The sequence below is a fragment of the Streptomyces shaanxiensis genome, from assembly GCF_039537145.1.
In the GTDB taxonomy this organism is placed as follows: domain Bacteria; phylum Actinomycetota; class Actinomycetes; order Streptomycetales; family Streptomycetaceae; genus Streptomyces; species Streptomyces shaanxiensis.
In genome coordinates this window covers 124,094-138,360 of the sequence record NZ_BAAAZY010000007.1, presented here as the reverse complement: position 1 = coordinate 138,360, position 14,267 = coordinate 124,094, and the positions used below count along the sequence as shown (strand labels likewise).

Annotated in this window: 13 protein-coding genes and 1 tRNA gene; 5 read left to right on the top strand and 9 right to left on the bottom strand. The window is 72.4% G+C overall.

From position 1 onward, the window contains the following. Position 1 precedes the first annotated feature (1 nt). Complete coding sequence (locus tag ABD932_RS09770) at positions 2-2,659, top strand: phosphoribosyltransferase (RefSeq protein ID WP_345010731.1); 2,658 nt, start codon at positions 2-4, stop codon at positions 2,657-2,659. Then, the gene (locus ABD932_RS09765) at positions 2,659-3,474 is read left to right on the top strand and encodes an HAD family hydrolase (protein ID WP_345010729.1); all 816 of its coding nucleotides are present in this window, start codon (positions 2,659-2,661) and stop codon (positions 3,472-3,474) included. Before ABD932_RS09770 ends, ABD932_RS09765 begins: the two co-directional genes overlap by 1 nt. Before the next feature lie 62 nt (positions 3,475-3,536). Here the strand turns inward: ABD932_RS09765 and ABD932_RS09760 are convergent, their stop codons facing one another. From ABD932_RS09760 to ABD932_RS09750, 3 genes are all read right to left on the bottom strand, one after another. Continuing rightward, a complete protein-coding gene (locus ABD932_RS09760) occupies positions 3,537-3,755 on the bottom strand; it encodes an FmdB family zinc ribbon protein (RefSeq protein ID WP_345010727.1) in 219 nt (72 codons plus the stop codon). A gap of 16 nt (positions 3,756-3,771) precedes the next feature. Further along, positions 3,772-5,247: a hypothetical protein gene (locus tag ABD932_RS09755; protein ID WP_345010725.1), complete on the bottom strand. Its 1,476-nt coding sequence runs from the start codon at positions 5,245-5,247 to the stop codon at positions 3,772-3,774. 74 nt (positions 5,248-5,321) lie between these two features. Beyond that, positions 5,322-6,098 (bottom strand): DUF4097 family beta strand repeat-containing protein, encoded by a 777-nt coding sequence (locus ABD932_RS09750; RefSeq protein WP_345010724.1) that lies wholly within the window; start codon positions 6,096-6,098, stop codon positions 5,322-5,324. A gap of 248 nt (positions 6,099-6,346) precedes the next feature. Here ABD932_RS09750 and ABD932_RS09745 point away from each other — a divergent pair. After that, positions 6,347-6,418 (top strand) — tRNA-Val (locus tag ABD932_RS09745). A gap of 46 nt (positions 6,419-6,464) precedes the next feature. Here ABD932_RS09745 and ABD932_RS09740 read toward each other — a convergent pair. Then, the gene (locus tag ABD932_RS09740) at positions 6,465-6,809 is read right to left on the bottom strand and encodes a hypothetical protein (protein ID WP_345010722.1); all 345 of its coding nucleotides are present in this window, start codon (positions 6,807-6,809) and stop codon (positions 6,465-6,467) included. A gap of 116 nt (positions 6,810-6,925) precedes the next feature. Between ABD932_RS09740 and ABD932_RS09735 the strand changes: the two genes are divergently transcribed. Continuing rightward, positions 6,926-7,402, top strand: a complete 477-nt coding sequence (locus ABD932_RS09735; RefSeq protein ID WP_345010720.1) for a hypothetical protein — start codon at positions 6,926-6,928, stop codon at positions 7,400-7,402. A 29-nt stretch (positions 7,403-7,431) separates the two neighbouring features. Here the strand turns inward: ABD932_RS09735 and ABD932_RS09730 are convergent, their stop codons facing one another. Further along, positions 7,432-8,352 carry a ketopantoate reductase family protein gene (locus ABD932_RS09730; protein ID WP_345010718.1) on the bottom strand — a complete coding sequence of 307 codons (921 nt, stop codon included), beginning with the start codon at positions 8,350-8,352 and terminating at the stop codon, positions 7,432-7,434. 90 nt (positions 8,353-8,442) lie between these two features. Between ABD932_RS09730 and ABD932_RS09725 the strand changes: the two genes are divergently transcribed. Beyond that, on the top strand, positions 8,443-8,676 hold the full coding sequence (locus ABD932_RS09725) for a DUF2277 domain-containing protein (RefSeq protein WP_345010716.1): 234 nt from the start codon (positions 8,443-8,445) through the stop codon (positions 8,674-8,676). A gap of 75 nt (positions 8,677-8,751) precedes the next feature. Here the strand turns inward: ABD932_RS09725 and ABD932_RS09720 are convergent, their stop codons facing one another. From ABD932_RS09720 to ABD932_RS09705, 4 genes are all read right to left on the bottom strand, one after another. Then, positions 8,752-9,378 (bottom strand): DedA family protein, encoded by a 627-nt coding sequence (locus ABD932_RS09720; protein WP_345010714.1) that lies wholly within the window; start codon positions 9,376-9,378, stop codon positions 8,752-8,754. Between the two features lie 325 nt (positions 9,379-9,703). After that, positions 9,704-10,141, bottom strand: coding sequence for a DoxX family protein (locus tag ABD932_RS09715; protein ID WP_345010712.1), 438 nt, complete (start codon positions 10,139-10,141; stop codon positions 9,704-9,706). 91 nt (positions 10,142-10,232) lie between these two features. Then, positions 10,233-12,173: an FAD/NAD(P)-binding protein gene (locus ABD932_RS09710; RefSeq protein WP_345010710.1), complete on the bottom strand. Its 1,941-nt coding sequence runs from the start codon at positions 12,171-12,173 to the stop codon at positions 10,233-10,235. Positions 12,174-12,618: 445 nt separating this feature from the next. Next, positions 12,619-14,259 carry an alkaline phosphatase D family protein gene (locus tag ABD932_RS09705; RefSeq protein ID WP_345010708.1) on the bottom strand — a complete coding sequence of 547 codons (1,641 nt, stop codon included), beginning with the start codon at positions 14,257-14,259 and terminating at the stop codon, positions 12,619-12,621. Between the last annotated feature and the right edge of the window lie 8 nt (positions 14,260-14,267).

The following is a 14,267-nucleotide window of genomic DNA, read 5'->3' as shown; positions in this document are numbered from 1 at the left end:
CATGAACAACGCAGTGAACAACGGGGTCTGGTCCGGCAGCTGGGTCGCCGAGCGGCTCGGAGTCCAGCTCGTGGGTGACGACGAGCTCACCGGGATGCTGGGGCTCGCCCTGCGCCGCAACCCCAAGCGGGCGCATCTGCTGGTCTCCAACGTGCTCGGCAAGCACGTACCGCAGTCACCGTCCGTGGTGTACGGCGCCGGCTTCGCCCTGGGGCGCCGGGTGCGGGAGCTTCTCGGCGCCGAGGAGGCGGGACGGGCGGTCGTCCTCGGTTACGCGGAGACCGCCACCGGCCTCGGCCACTCTGTCGCCGACGGCGTGGGCCTGGCCCCTTACCTGCACTCCACCCGCCGCCCGGTCGCCGGAGTCGCCCGCGCGGGCGGCTTCGAGGAGTCCCACTCGCACGCGACGTCCCACCTGCTGCTGCCGGAGGACCCCGCGCTGCTGGTCGGCGACGGGCCGCTGGTCCTGGTCGACGACGAGTTCTCCACGGGGAACACGGTGCTCAACACGATCCGGGATCTTCACGAGCGGTATCCGCGGCGGCGGTATGTCGTGGTGGCGCTGGTGGATATGCGTTCGGCGGCCGACGCGGGGCGCCTCGCGGAATTCGCCGGGGAGATCGGCGCCCGGGTTGATCTGGTGGCTGCGGCTTCGGGGACCGTACGGCTGCCCGAGGGGGTGTTGGAGAAGGGGCAGGAGTTGGTGGCGCGGTACGAGGCCGAGAGTGCCGCGCGGGGTCGTGTGTCGTCTGCGGCGCCGTCGGGGCTGGTCGCGCAGTTCCCCGCGCCCCTGAAGCAGGGCGTTGCCGTGGACGCGTCCGAGAAGGCCACGGCTACTCGCGCGCAGAGCCTTGAAGCTGACGTCCACGACAACCCCCCAGGGGCGCGGGGAACTGCGCGACCAGCCCCCACCGGCCCGCACCCGGACGACACCCGCACCCACCCCCACATCACCCGCATAGACCTGTGCTGGCCCCCCGGCCTCCCCGACGGCGGCCGGCACGGCTTCACCCCGCAGCACCGCACCCGCCTCGAAGGCGCCCTCCCCGCCATGGCCGCCCGCCTGGCAGAGGCACTCCCCGCCGACGCGCGCCGTGTGCACATACTCGGCTTCGAGGAGCTGATGTACGCCCCGCTCAGGCTCGCCCGCGAGCTGGAGCAGGTCGCCGACGTCGAGGTCCGCTACTCGACCACCACCCGCTCACCCGTCCTCGCGGTCGACGACCCCGGCTACGCGATACGCACCCGCCTCGTCTTCCCGGCCCACGACGACCCGGCCGACGGCCCCGGCGAGCGCTACGCCTACAACGTCGCGGGCGCCGGCTTCGACGCCGTCGTCGCCGTCGTCGACTCGGCCGCCGACACCCCCGAACTGCACGCGCCCGACGGCCTGTTGGCCCAGCTCGCGGCACACACCCCGCAGGTCCTGCTGGCGGTCGTACCGTCGTACGTCCCCGGCCCTCTGGCCCTTCCCGAAGGGTCCGTTCCCGAAAGGCACTCCATGCTGCCCGAGCCCCTCCGCGGCCCCGCCTTCTCCTCGTACGCCCCCGAAGAGGTCGGCTGGCTGCTGCAGGACCTCTCGGACGTGACGCTGGAGGCGCCGACCGAGGAGCGCGAGGAGGCCATCCAGAGCGGCGGCGCGCACTACGCGGAGTCGCTGCCGGTGGAGTACCAGCCGAGCGAGCAGTACCAGGCGCTGTTCCACACCGCGCTGGAGGAGTCGGCGGGGCGCCTCGCGCAGGCGGTCGGCGCCGTCACCGAGCTCGTGCTGGCCGAGCGGTCGCCGCGCCCGGTGCTCGTCTCGCTGGCCCGCGCCGGCACCCCCGTCGGCGTCCTCATGCGCCGCTGGGCCCAGTTCCGGCACGGCCTCGACCTGCCGCACTACGCCGTGTCGATCGTGCGCGGACGCGGCATCGACGCCAACGCGCTGCGCTGGCTGGCCGAGCACCACGATCCGCGCGATGTCGTCTTCGTCGACGGCTGGACCGGCAAGGGCGCCATCACCCGCGAACTGGCCGTGGCCCTGGAGGAGTTCGAGAAGTCCGACGGCGTCACCGGCTTCGACCCGGAGATCGCCGTTCTGGCCGACCCGGGCTCCTGCGTACGGACGTACGGCACCCGCGACGACTACCTCATCCCGTCCGCCTGCCTCAACTCCACGGTCTCCGGCCTGATATCGCGCACCGTCCTGCGTGCCGACCTGGTCGGCCCGAACGACTACCACGGCGCGAAGTTCTACCGCGAACTCGCCGGCACCGACGTCTCCGTGGCCTTCCTCGACGCCGTCGCCGCACGCTTCCCGGAGGTCCTGGACGCGGTCGACGCGACCGCCAAGGAGCTGCTGTCCGGCGACCGCGCGCCGACCTGGGAGGGCTGGGCCGCCGTCGAGCGCATCAGTGAGGAGTACGGCATCCACGACGTGAACCTCGTCAAGCCGGGCGTCGGCGAGACCACGCGGGTGCTGCTGCGCCGGGTGCCGTGGAAGATCCTGGCGCGGGCCGGTGCCGGCGCCGACCTGGACCATGTCCGACTGCTGGCCGAACAGAGAGGGGTACCGGTGGAAGAGGTCGCCGAACTGCCGTACACCTGCGTGGGGTTGATCCACCCCAAGTACACGCGGGGCGCGACGGGCGCCGACGGCAAGGCGGTGAACGTCTGATGCCGGTACTGGTGGCGAGCGACCTCGACCGCACGCTGATCTACTCCGCCGCGGCCCTCGCGCTGACCATGCCGGACGCGCGGGCACCCAGGCTGCTGTGCGTGGAGGTGCACGAGAGCAGGCCGCTGTCGTACATGACCGAGACGGCGGCCCAGCTGCTGACCGACCTCGGCGACGCGGCGGTCTTCGTGCCGACGACGACCCGGACCCGTAAGCAGTACCAGCGCATCAACCTGCCGGGCCCGGCGCCGAAGTACGCGATCTGCGCCAACGGCGGCCATCTGCTGGTCGACGGCGTCTCCGACCACGACTGGAACGCGCACGTCCAGGCCCGGCTGGCCGAGCAGTGCGCGCCGCTCGCCGAGGTGCAGGACCACTTGATGGCGTCGGCGTCCCCGGCGTGGGTGCGCAAGCACCGGATCGCCGAGGACCTCTTCGCCTACCTGGTCGTGGAGCGCGAGCTGCTGCCCGAGGAGTGGGTGAAGGAGCTCGCGGTGTGGGCGGAGAACCGCGGCTGGACGGTGTCGCTGCAGGGCCGCAAGATCTACGCCGTCCCGAAGCCGCTGACCAAGAGCGCCGCCATGCACGAGGTCGCCCGGCGCACGGGCGCGGAGCTGACGCTGGCGGCCGGTGACTCCCTGCTGGACGCCGACCTGCTGCTCGCCGCCGACCGGGGCTGGCGCCCGGGGCACGGCGAGCTGGCCGACACCGAATTCACCGCCCCGGCGATCAGCGCGCTGCCGGAAAGGGGAGTGCTGGCAGGGGAGCGAATCCTGCGGGAGTTCTTGAGGGCAACCCGCACGACAACGCCCTAAGGGGCGCGGGGAACTGCGCGATCAACCACGAGGCACCCGCAGACAACGACGCACCGTGCGACCTAGCCGCAGCAGCCCCCGCCGCAGCACCCGCCCCCGCCGCTCGCCCTGGGCGCGGCGGCGGGGGCGGACGCCGTACCGCCCACAGCCACCGTCGACAGAAGCTTCACCGTGTCGGCATGCCCCGCAGGGCAGCTCGCGGGCGCGGACGACTCCGCCATCGGACGGCTCAGTTCGAACGTGTCGCCGCAGCTGCGGCAGCGGTACTCGTAGCGGGGCATGAGCACAGGTTAACCGTCAATGGGCGGAGCCCCCACGCTCCTCGCGTATCTGCGCGACGACCCCCGCCACCGTCCGCCGAACCGCCTCCGTCTCCGTCAGGAAGTGCCAGTAGTCCGGGTGGCGGCCCTCCAGCGTGCCGATCGCCCGCTCCAGCCGGGCAACGGAGTCGTCCAGGGGGCGCGCGTGCCGCGGGTCGGGTGTGTTCCGGCCCGCCATGGCCAGGCGCTGGGCGTCCCGGATCGCGAAGCGCGTCCGGTCGATCTCCTGCTGCGGGTCCTTCTGCACCGCGTTCAGCCGGCGCAGCCGGTCACCGGCGGCGGACACCGACTCGTCGGTGGTGTTGAGCAGCGCCCGGACCGTCGACAGCAGCGCGGTGGCGTCCGGCCAGCGCTGGTCGTCACGCGCCGCCTGGGCCTCCTTCAGCTTCAGCTCGGCCTGCCGTACGTTCTCCGCCGCACCGTCCGGGACGTTCTGCAGGTCCTGCCAGCAGGCCGCCGTGAACCGCCGCCGCAGCTCGCTCAGCACCGGCTCGACCTGCCCGGCGCGGGTGGTGAGCGCCTGTGCGCGCGTCCGCAGCGAGACGAGCCGGTGGTCGATCTCGGCCGCCCGCTCCGGCAGCCGCACGGCCTCCACCCGGACGCCCTCTGCCTCCCGCGCGACGCGCTCGGCACGCTCCAGCGTCTGCGGGACGCCATGCTGCCCGGCGCCCTGGTTCAGCTTGGTCAGCTCCGGGGCGAGGGCCGCGAGCCGGGCCGCGAGGTCGTCGGCCCTCAACCCCGATGCCCGTACGGCGTCCAGGGCGTTCGACGCGGCGAGCAGGCCCTGCCGGGCGCGCTCGACGGCCGGGGCGAGGCGGGCCAGCTGGGTCTCGGCCTTCCCGAGCAGCGGCCCGAGCCCGTCCGTGAACCGGTCCAGCTCGCGCTTGACGTTGTCGAGCTCGTCCTTGGCCCTGGTCAGCTCGGCACGCGCGCGTGCGGCCGCCGAGGCCTCCAGGTCGTCGCGGTCGAGGTCGTGGGCGTCGACGGCCTGGATGTACTGGTGGCTGACCTCGTCGATGCGCCGCCCCAGCGCCTCGAAGTCGGTGAGGGCACGGCGGGCGGCGGGCGTGTCGTCGACGGCCGCGATCGTCTCGATCGAGATCCGCAGATCCCGCTGGGCGGTGTCCAGCTCGTAGAACGCGGCCGCCGCGGCGTCCTTCGCGGCCTGCGCCTCGGCCCGCTGGCTCTCGGACCGCCCACCGAACCAGCGCCGGGTACCGCCGCCGGCGAAGGCGGCGGGGAGGGCGAGGGCGGCGACGAGCGGGAGCGCGACGACCAGGGCGAGGGTGTCACGGAGGACGTGACGCGCGCCGGGCGGAACCTGACGCACGGGCTGCCGCACGGCCCGGCCCGCCGGTCGAGGTCCGGGATGCGGGACGTCCCGCGCGGGACGGCGCTGGCGCTGTGCGCGCGGCGCTGACGGCGAGTACGGCTTTGGAGGTGTCGCCGTCACATCCCTCTCCCGTGCTGTCATTCACCCTGCCCGGTGTCATTCTCCCACCGGTTTAGGACGAACACACGGGCCGGTTAGTTCGCGGTTCGCACCGTGACTTGTCCGTCGCCGGTGCGGGCGGAGAGCACATGGGAGCTGGTGTCGTCCCGGGGCACGGACACGTCCACCGAACCGTCGCCGGTCCGGGTCGTCACGCGGTACGTGGCACGCGGCAGCTCGATCGTCACCGAGCCGTCGCCGCTGCGGGTCTCCACCAGGTCCGGCACGGTGCCGAGTTCGAGGTTCACCGAGCCGTCGCCGGTCCTCGCCCTCACCTGCCGCGAGGAGACGTCGGAGACGCGCACGGAACCATCCCGCGTCTCCAGGTCCAGCGGGCCGCTGGAGTCGGTGACATGCACGGACCCGTCCCCCGTGTGAATGCTGAGCGCGTCCTGGAACCCCCGCGCCCGCACGCTCCCGTCCCGGTCCTCGACCTTCACGGTGACACCGCGCGGCACCTCGATGCGGTGCTTGGCCGAGCAGTTGGCGATCATGCCCGAGCACTTCTCCCGCAGCACCAGCCGGTCGTCCTCCATCTCCCAGGTCACCTTGGGATCCGAACCGACCGCGACCGACCCCTGGAACCACCGGGTGACCTCGACCGTGCCCGCCTTGTTCCCCTCGGCGGCGACGATCTCCAGTGCCGAGTCGTCGGAGTCGACGGTCAGTGTCCGTCCCTCCAGCGCGAAGGACTTGTGATCAGGATCCTTGTCGTCCGACGCGGAGGCCCCGCAGGCGGCCATCCCTGCGACGAGCACCGCGACGACTCCGGAAACGGCGACGGCGCGGCGGCCGGGAACGGTACGGGCCATGACGATCTCCCCCTGGGACTTGCCTGGATCTTGCCTGAGACTGCCACTGACAGCGGCCTTCGCGGCCCAGGACTATGACGGTTCCTTGACCGTACGGAGGCCGGGCCTGTCAGGGGATCCGGGCCGCTCCCGGATCCGTGGTGGGGATAACCCCAGGGTTTCCCCGGTTCCCCCGGTTCCCCCGGACCGTCCGCGATACGGGTTTGCGGGACATGGCCCCTGGCAAGGTAGGCTGTCGACTCGTTCTCGGGTGCGTAGCTCAGGGGTAGAGCGCCTGCCTTACAAGCAGGATGTCGGCGGTTCGAAACCGTCCGCGCCCACAGCAGCAGAGGACCCCGCCGTTCCCGGTCGGGGTCCTCTGCGTTTTCAGTTCTCTTCCGCCGCCGACGCCTCATGGGCGTGCTTCAGCTTCGTACGGGCGTCGACGCGCTCCGGGCCGGCCAGCTCCGACCAGAAGCGGTGGCCGCTGACGAAGACGGCCAGTTCGTGCTCGCGTCGGCGGAGCTTCTCCACCTCGGCCTGTTCGTCCTCCGTCCAGCCGGGGGAGGCGGGGCGCTCGACCTTGCGCCAGCCGTTGTCGTCGCTGAATCCGTCCAGGGGCACGACCGACCAGGGCAGCCGCCTCAGCAGGGCCGACAGCTCGGCCCGGACCTGATGCAGCTCCTCCTGGCCGGCGAGGAGGTCACTCGGGAAGTCATAGGGCGTAGCCACGGCGCAATGCTACGCCTGTTCGAATTTGGGTTGCGAGCGCCTTTGGGTGGTTCATGCGAACGAGTGTGGGGTGCCCATGGTGCGATCCTTCTCTCCGCGGTTGATCAGGAGGAGGGGTGGGGCAGGTGGGCGGCTCGGGCGGTGGCTTTCGGCTGGAGCGCGGCGCGACGGGGTTCTTCAGCGGGCCGGTGGTGTTGAGGACGGATCCAGGGGTGTGTCGTACGGCCTGGTACGCCGCGGCCCGGGCTGCCCGTGGGCAGGTCGGGGACTTCGCGGCGGCGGCCTTCGCGCAGAGCTACCACAGCGCCACGATCAACGACCGGGACGGCGACCACTGCGCTCTTTTCCATGCCCACCACCCGCTGATCGCGTTCGTGGACGAGCCGCGCGACTGGTACACCGACCAGTTCCGGGAGCCCCCGGCCTGGGCCGCCGCCCTCGGTGACTTCGGCTTCACCGTCCTGGGCGCGTCGGTGCTGTTGTCGCCGCTCTCCTCGGTGGACACCTCCGCGCTGTCCGCCGAGGAGTGGCGGCACATCGACTACTGGCGACCGGAGACTGTCGGCGCCGTGCTCTTCAACTCGTGGGACTGATCGGGCCGATCAGTCCCACGAGCGCGCGGTCAGTGGCCGGTGTTCCCCAACTCCCGCACCAGGCGGGTCGTTACCGGCACCGGCACCCCGTGCCGTTCCGCCGCGCGCAGCAACGCGCCGCCGATGGCGTCCAGTTCGAGAGGGCGGCCGGCCTCGGCGTCGCGCTGCATCGAGGACTTCGTACCGGGCGGGAAGGCGTCGAAGCGGGCCAGGAGGTGCTCCGGGTCGGCGGGGCCGCCGCAGGCCCGGCTGACGGCCGCCGTCTCCTCGATGACGGACGTCAACTCCGCGCGGTGGTGGGTGCGTACGTCGCCGAGGGGGAGGGAGTGGCGGGTGGTCAGCAGAGCGAAGGGGGCCAGGAAGGACAGCTTCGCCCAGAGGGTCGCCGTCTCGTCGGCGTGGACCTTGGTGGTGGGGCCGGCCGCGTCGAGGGCCTTCGCGAGGGCGTCGAGGCGGTCGTCGGGGACCGGGTCGCCGGTGAGGTCGATCTCGGCGAAGGGGGTGACGTGCTCGATCTCCCCCGGGGCGACGCGGGTCGACTCGGCGCGGATGGCGGCGGGGGCGACACGGTCCGCGCGGTACCGGGCGCGCAGCGACGCGGGGTGCTCCACGCCGTTGAGGAACGGTACGACCAGGGCGTCGCCCAGCACGGTGGGCGGGACGCGGGTCAGGGCCGCGTCGAGGTGGGTGGCCTTGACCGCGATCAGGCAGGCGTCGACCTGTTCGCGGAGTTCGGTGTCCGCCTCGACCTCGGCCGTGAAGTCGCCGAACAGACCGCTGCGGACGCGGATTCCGTTCGTACGCAGGGTCTTCGCCGTCTCGTCGCCTGCCAGGCAGATGACGCGGTGGCCGGCCCTGGACAGCAGCGCGGCGAGCAGGCCGCCTATGCCGCCCGGGCCCAGTACCGCCACGGTGAGCCGGTCGTTCGCCGTCGTACTGTGAGTCGTCATGCGGTTCCTCTCGTCGGTCGGCCCCTCAGCGGTGGCCGCCTCTGAGGTGATCATGGCAGACCGGCCCCTCTTCGAGGGAGACTGTTAGGCATGTGCCGCAGTATCAAGACGCTTCGCCCGCCCGTGTTGCCCGAGGAGGCGACGGAGGAAGAGATCCGGGCCGCCGCCTTGCAGTACGTGCGCAAGGTCTCCGGATTCCGGGCCCCGGCCGCGCACAACCGCGAGGTCTTCGACCACGCCGTCGACGTGATCGCGCAGGCCACGGCCGATCTGCTCGACGGGCTGGAGGTGCGGGGAGCCGGGGTGGGGCGCAAGGCCGGGTAGCGCCGGGGCGTGCCTTACCGTGCCCTACGTCTACGCCTACGCCTAGGCCTACGTCGGCTGCCGACGAGACGTGCCCTACCCCTGCGCCGGCTTCCGCCGCATCAGATACGTCGCCAACGCCCCGGCCCCGAACAGCGCCGCCACCGACACTCCCGTCGCCAGCCATGTCGGGCCCAGCCACTGGGCGCCGAAGTAGCCGAGGGCCACGCTGTAGATCGCCCAGGTGAGGCCCGCCAGGGCGGACCAGGGCAGGAAGTCGCGCGCGCTGCGGTGGGTGGCGCCGGCACCCAGGGAGACGACCGAGCGGCCGGCGGGGGCGAATCGGGCCAGGACCACCAGGGCGCCGCCGCCCCGGGCCAGGGCCGTGCCGAGACGTTCCTGCGCTGCTGTCAGGCGGCGGGAGCGGGCGATCGCGCGGTCGAGCCGGGCGCCGCCGCGGCGGGCGAGACGGTAGGCCACGAGGTCGCCGAGGACGGATGCCGTCGCGGCGCAGAGCGTCAGGGCCAGGATGTCCGGGACCTCGCCGGGGACCCGTCCGGTCGCGGCACCCGAGCCCGCGGCCGCCGCGGTGGCCGCCATGATCACCAGCACGCCGCTGGGCAGGACCGGCAGGAACACGTCCAGGAGGACCGACAGTCCTACGACCGCATAGATCCATGGGCTCGCCGTAAGCGAACCCACGTCCTCGAATCCCTCGAGCACCGCAACTCCCCGTTTACCCCCGTGGCCAGACCGTGCCGCGACGTCGTGGGGGAGCGGCAGGGGCGGCCTATGACAGCCATACAGCGTACGCGCGGGGTGTGACAGGGGATTCATCGGGGGCTCGTGTGATCGGCACAGCATGTTCACTCGGCCGCTTTCGGGCAGCCAAAGGGAACGACGCCCGCCCCCGCTTGAGCCTCGCGGGAACAGGCGCCGTCCTACAGGCTGTCGTGTAAAGCGCTCGTACAAAGCCTCGTACAAAGCCCTCGTGCAGGGCCGTCGTGCCGGCCCAGGAACCGCTGCAGCCGCCAGGCCGCCGCAGCCGTCAGACAGCCACCGGCGTCTGGTCGGCCGCCGTGCCGCTCCGGGCACCGGACCGCTTGGCGAACAGCCGGTCCAGGCCGAACGCGCCGGAGCCGGTGAAGATCAGCAGGAACATGGCCCAGCAGTACATGGCGGCGCCTTCGCCGCTGTTCTCGATGGGCCACAGCCCCTGGGGCTGGTGGACCTTGAAGTACGCGTACGCCATGGCGCCGGAGGATATGAACGCGGCGGCGCGGGTGCCGAGGCCGAGCAGGACCAGGCTGCCGCCGGCGAGCTCGATCACCGCGGCGTACCAGCCGGGCCACGTGCCGACTTCCGGGGTCTCGCCGCCGAAGGTGCCGAAGAGCGAGTTGGCGCCGTGGCAGGCGAAGAGCAGGCCGACGACGATGCGGAACAGGCCGATGGCATACGGCTGGGCGCTGTTAAGGCGTCCGGTCATGTGGGGGACTCCCTCGGTCTGACTGATGAACCGGTCCCTGTAAGGAACGGTGTGGGGACGGATACTGATCGGTAGCCCACGTTAGGCAGGCCTAATCAATACTTGCAAGTTCAACATTTGGCCAGGTTTGCGCCTCGGTTTCCCCTTCCGTCTCGGAAGCAACCGCACGTAGCACCGCCCTTGCCACCGCGTCCGCGTCCGAAAGGGTGACCGAATCCACACCCGGTCGCGCCCCCGCCGCCGTCACCCAGTGCACACCCTCCGTGGGCACCCCGAACGCGAACCGCCTCGGGTGGGCCCGGCCCTGACGGTCGATCAGACGGTACGGCCGCTGTGTTACGTCCAGCCCACCCGTCTCGTAACCGTCGACGATGTGCGGGCGGCACTGCCCCGTCTTCAGCAGCCGCGCCAGCAGGTCGTCGGCGCTGCGCCGCAGGTCGGGCTCGGGCAGCCGTGCCTCGATCAGCGCCGTCGCCCGGACCGCCGAGCCCGGCACCTCGGGGGAGTGCGCCACCCAGACCCCGTCCTCGTCCCGTACCTCCAGCCGTGGTCCGAGCACCTCCACCACGCCCGCCTCCATCAGTGCCACCAGCTCCTCCACGCGCCGCCGGGGCGGGCCGATGGAGAGGAAGGCGTTGAGCGGGGTGTACCAGCGGTCCAGGTGGTCGCGGCGGGAGGTACCGGTGAGGCCGCCGTGGTCGACGATGAGCCGCAGCTCGTTGCGCAGGTCGCGCAGTACGTCGAGGGCCGACTTCAGCGGGCCGTCCACATTGCCCCGGGCGGCCTGGGCGGCGTCCTCGCGCAGATACGCCAGCAGCCAGTCGCGCCACTGCCCGGGATTCGTGAAATCGCCTCCGGTATACGGCCGGGAGACCCGGTCCCAGCTCCAGCGCTCGCGCTCCGGGACGCCGAACTCGTCGAGCAGGACAGTCTCTTGGGGGTGGCGGTGAGGAACGGCGAGGAAGCGCTCGGTGAACTCCGGCCGCCGGTCCCTCGGTATCAGCGCCGCGTAGTACACCGCCTCCACCTCCTTCGCCACCAGCGGCCATATCTCCGCGAGGAAGTCCGGCGCCTCGCCCGAGTCCACGCGCTTGCGGAAGCCGGCGATCACCTCGGGCGTCAGGACGAGCGGGAGATGGCGGCCGTACGGCCCCTTCGCGTTGTCGCCGCGCGCCTGGTACGGGATGCCGCGCCGTGAACCGGCGTACAGGCGGGGCTCGTCGCCGGACGGGACGTAGCGCAGTCCCTCGGGGGCAGGTAGGAAGCGGCCGCCGCGGCCCGTCGTCAACAGGGCCATGTGGTCGAAGAAGTTGAGGCCCAGGCCTCGCAGCAGCACCGGTTCGCCGGGGGACACGGCGGAGAGGTCGACGTCGGCCGGGTTCGCGGGCGGCACATAGTGCAGGCCGTGCAGCTCGGCGTACGCGGCGAGGCGGAGCTGGGTCGTGTCGGCGGCCGTCGGCAGATGCCCCTGCGCGAGCACCACGGCGGACAGGCCGGGCAGGGTGCGGCCGTCGTCGAGGGTGAGGACCTGGCCACCGCCCGGCGCGTCGTCGAGCCGTACCGCACGGGTCGCGTACGTCTCGACGCGGACCGCGGGCGGTGCCTCGCGCGCGACCTTCGCGAACACCCACTCCAGGTACCGGCCGTAGTGGGCGCGGGTCGGGTACTCGTCCGGGCCGAGCGCACCCGCCGCCCAGTCGTGCAGGCTGGGGCCGGGCCGGATCGGGCCCGAGCAGTCCACGCTGTCGTCGGTGAACAACGTGACCTGCGAGGACACCGTGTTCATCAGCAGCTCGGCCGACTGCGCGGTCCGCCACACGCGCCCGGCGCCGGGCGGCGCCGGATCGATCACATGAACCGTGAGACGCGCCCCGGGCGGGAGGAGTTCGGGAGCGGAGGCACAGAGGCGTTCCAGGACGCTGGTGCCGCGGGGTCCGGCGCCGACCAGGGCGACGGAGACCGTGGGGGACTCCGGGGTCGGTGCGGAGGTCGGTGCAGTCAAAGGGGGGACTCCCGGGCGTGGGGGGCGCATTGGAGCGAGCCGCCGGTTGGAAGCGGACGGTCCGGCTCATCATGCCGTCGGGAGCGGGGGGAACCGAGACCCGGGGTCGGTGACTGTGGGATGCATCACGTGCATCACGGGCCACGGCGGTCACAAGCGGTCGGAATGGGCTGATTGAGGGGCGAGTTCGGACTCCGGTCGGGCCTTTGCGTTGAGGGCGGGGAGGGCTGTGGGGTCGTTTGCCCGTGGGGTGGCGGGGGTTGGGGCTGTCTGAGCAGGGGGCGGTGCGCGGTGAGGGTTCGTCTGCCCGGAGGGCGCGGGGCGGTTGCGGGGGCGTCCGCCCAGGCGCGAGTTCGCACTCCACGACCGTGCGCCTATGGCGCGAGGTTGGACATCACGACCGTCCGGCTATGGCGCGGGTTTGGACTCCACGACAGCCCGCCTACGGCCCGGTGCCGGACCCACGCCAGCCCGCCTACGGCGCGAGCTCGGACTCCGCCACCGTCCGCAGCCGCGCCCCAGCCCCCCGCACCACCCGCGCCTGCTCCAGCCGCAGCCGTGCGGAACGTCCGCGCAGGGTCAGGGTCATGAGCTGGTTGCCGAACCAGGGGCCGCCCGTGCGGCGCCAGTCGATCGGGGGGCGTGGGCAGGCGCCGTGGCCCGCGAAGCGGCGGCCCAGCCAGCGGCCCGCCCCGCTCCAGCCGAAGCGGAAGCCGAGGCGGATCGCCAGGTGGATGGCGTTGTGGACCGGTGAGCAGGTCAGCTGGAAGACCCGGGCGTCGGGTCCCTCGCCCTTCGGCCAGGTCGGCTCGGCGACGTACGCGTGATGCACATCCCCGGACAGCACGCTCACCGTCGCCGGCGCCTCCGCCCCCGACCCGGCCTCGGCGATGAGCTCCGCCAGCGCGTCGAAGGACGGCGGGAACGCCGCCCAGTGCTCCAGGTCGGCCCGCCGCCGCAGATCCTCCCCGAACCGCGCCCAGCGCTCCCCGCGCTCACCCCGGCACAGCGCGGCGTTCCACGCCTCGGCGTCGTGCACCAGGTGCGGCAGCAGCCACGGCAGGGACGTACCGATGAGGAGGTGGTCGTACGAGCCTCGCGCGTCGAGCGCCTGCTCGCGCAGCCACTGCGCCTCGCCGGGGTCGAGCATGGAGCGCGCGCCCTCGTCGAGCACCCGCGCGGCCCGCGTGTCCACCATCAGCAGCCGTACCCGGCCGAAGTCGCGCCGGTAGCTCCAGCGGACGGAGGCCGGTTCGGCGTCCGCCTCGCAGGCGAAGGAGCGCAGGACGTCGGTGCCGTCGGGGGTTTCGCGTACGGCGGCGTAGAGCGGGTCGGCGGCCAGTTCGGCCGGCGTGAGGTTCCCCAGGTGCTGGTACACCCAGTACGACATCAGCCCGCTGAGCAGCCGCTCCCGCCACCAGGAGGTGGCCCGCATGTCGGCGAGCCAGGCGGCGGAGGTGTTCCAGTCGTCGATGACGTCGTGATCGTCGAAGATCATGCAGCTCGGCACGGTGGACAGCAGCCAGCGCACCTCGGGGTCGAGCCAGGACTCGTAGTAGAGGCGGGTGTACTCCTCGTAGTCCGCGACCTCGTTGCCCGGCGGGTCGCTCAGATCACGGCGGGCGGCCAGCCAGCGCCGGGTCGCCTTGGAGGTCTCGTCGGCGTACACCTGGTCGCCCAGCAGGACGAGTACGTCCGGCCGCTCACCGTCCGGGTCGGCCGCGATGTGGGCGGCCAGCGTGTCCAAGGCGTCGGGGCCGACGGGGTCCTCCTCACCGGCCGGGGGCGCGGCCCAGCGGCAGGAGCCGAAGGCGAGGCGGACTGGGTCGCCGTCGGCGGGGGTGCGGATGACGGAGGGCGGGAACGGGGAGCCGGGAAGCGGCCACACGCGCGTGCCGTCGAGCAGGACTTCGTACGACTGTGCCGTGCCCGCGGTGAGGCCGGTCACCGGGATCAGGGCGTAGTGATGGCCCGCGATCTGGAAGGTACGGGACTCGCCGTGGGCTCCGTGCGCACCGCGCACCTCGGCCGTGCACGGACGGCTCGCCTCGACCCAGACGGTCGCGGACGAGCCGTCGGCGTACCTCAGCAGTGGACCAAGCCGCAGATCGGCCACGTGATCGC

Coding starts and splice junctions, on each gene's coding strand:
- ABD932_RS09770 (WP_345010731.1), top strand. CDS start 2: ATGAACAACGCAGTGAACAACGGGGTCTGGTCCGGCAGCTGGGTCGCC.
- ABD932_RS09765 (WP_345010729.1), top strand. CDS start 2,659: ATGCCGGTACTGGTGGCGAGCGACCTCGACCGCACGCTGATCTACTCC.
- ABD932_RS09760 (WP_345010727.1), bottom strand. CDS start 3,755: ATGCCCCGCTACGAGTACCGCTGCCGCAGCTGCGGCGACACGTTCGAA.
- ABD932_RS09750 (WP_345010724.1), bottom strand. CDS start 6,098: ATGGCCCGTACCGTTCCCGGCCGCCGCGCCGTCGCCGTTTCCGGAGTC.
- ABD932_RS09730 (WP_345010718.1), bottom strand. CDS start 8,352: ATGACGACTCACAGTACGACGGCGAACGACCGGCTCACCGTGGCGGTA.
- ABD932_RS09725 (WP_345010716.1), top strand. CDS start 8,443: ATGTGCCGCAGTATCAAGACGCTTCGCCCGCCCGTGTTGCCCGAGGAG.
- ABD932_RS09715 (WP_345010712.1), bottom strand. CDS start 10,141: ATGACCGGACGCCTTAACAGCGCCCAGCCGTATGCCATCGGCCTGTTC.
- ABD932_RS09710 (WP_345010710.1), bottom strand. CDS start 12,173: ATGCGCCCCCCACGCCCGGGAGTCCCCCCTTTGACTGCACCGACCTCC.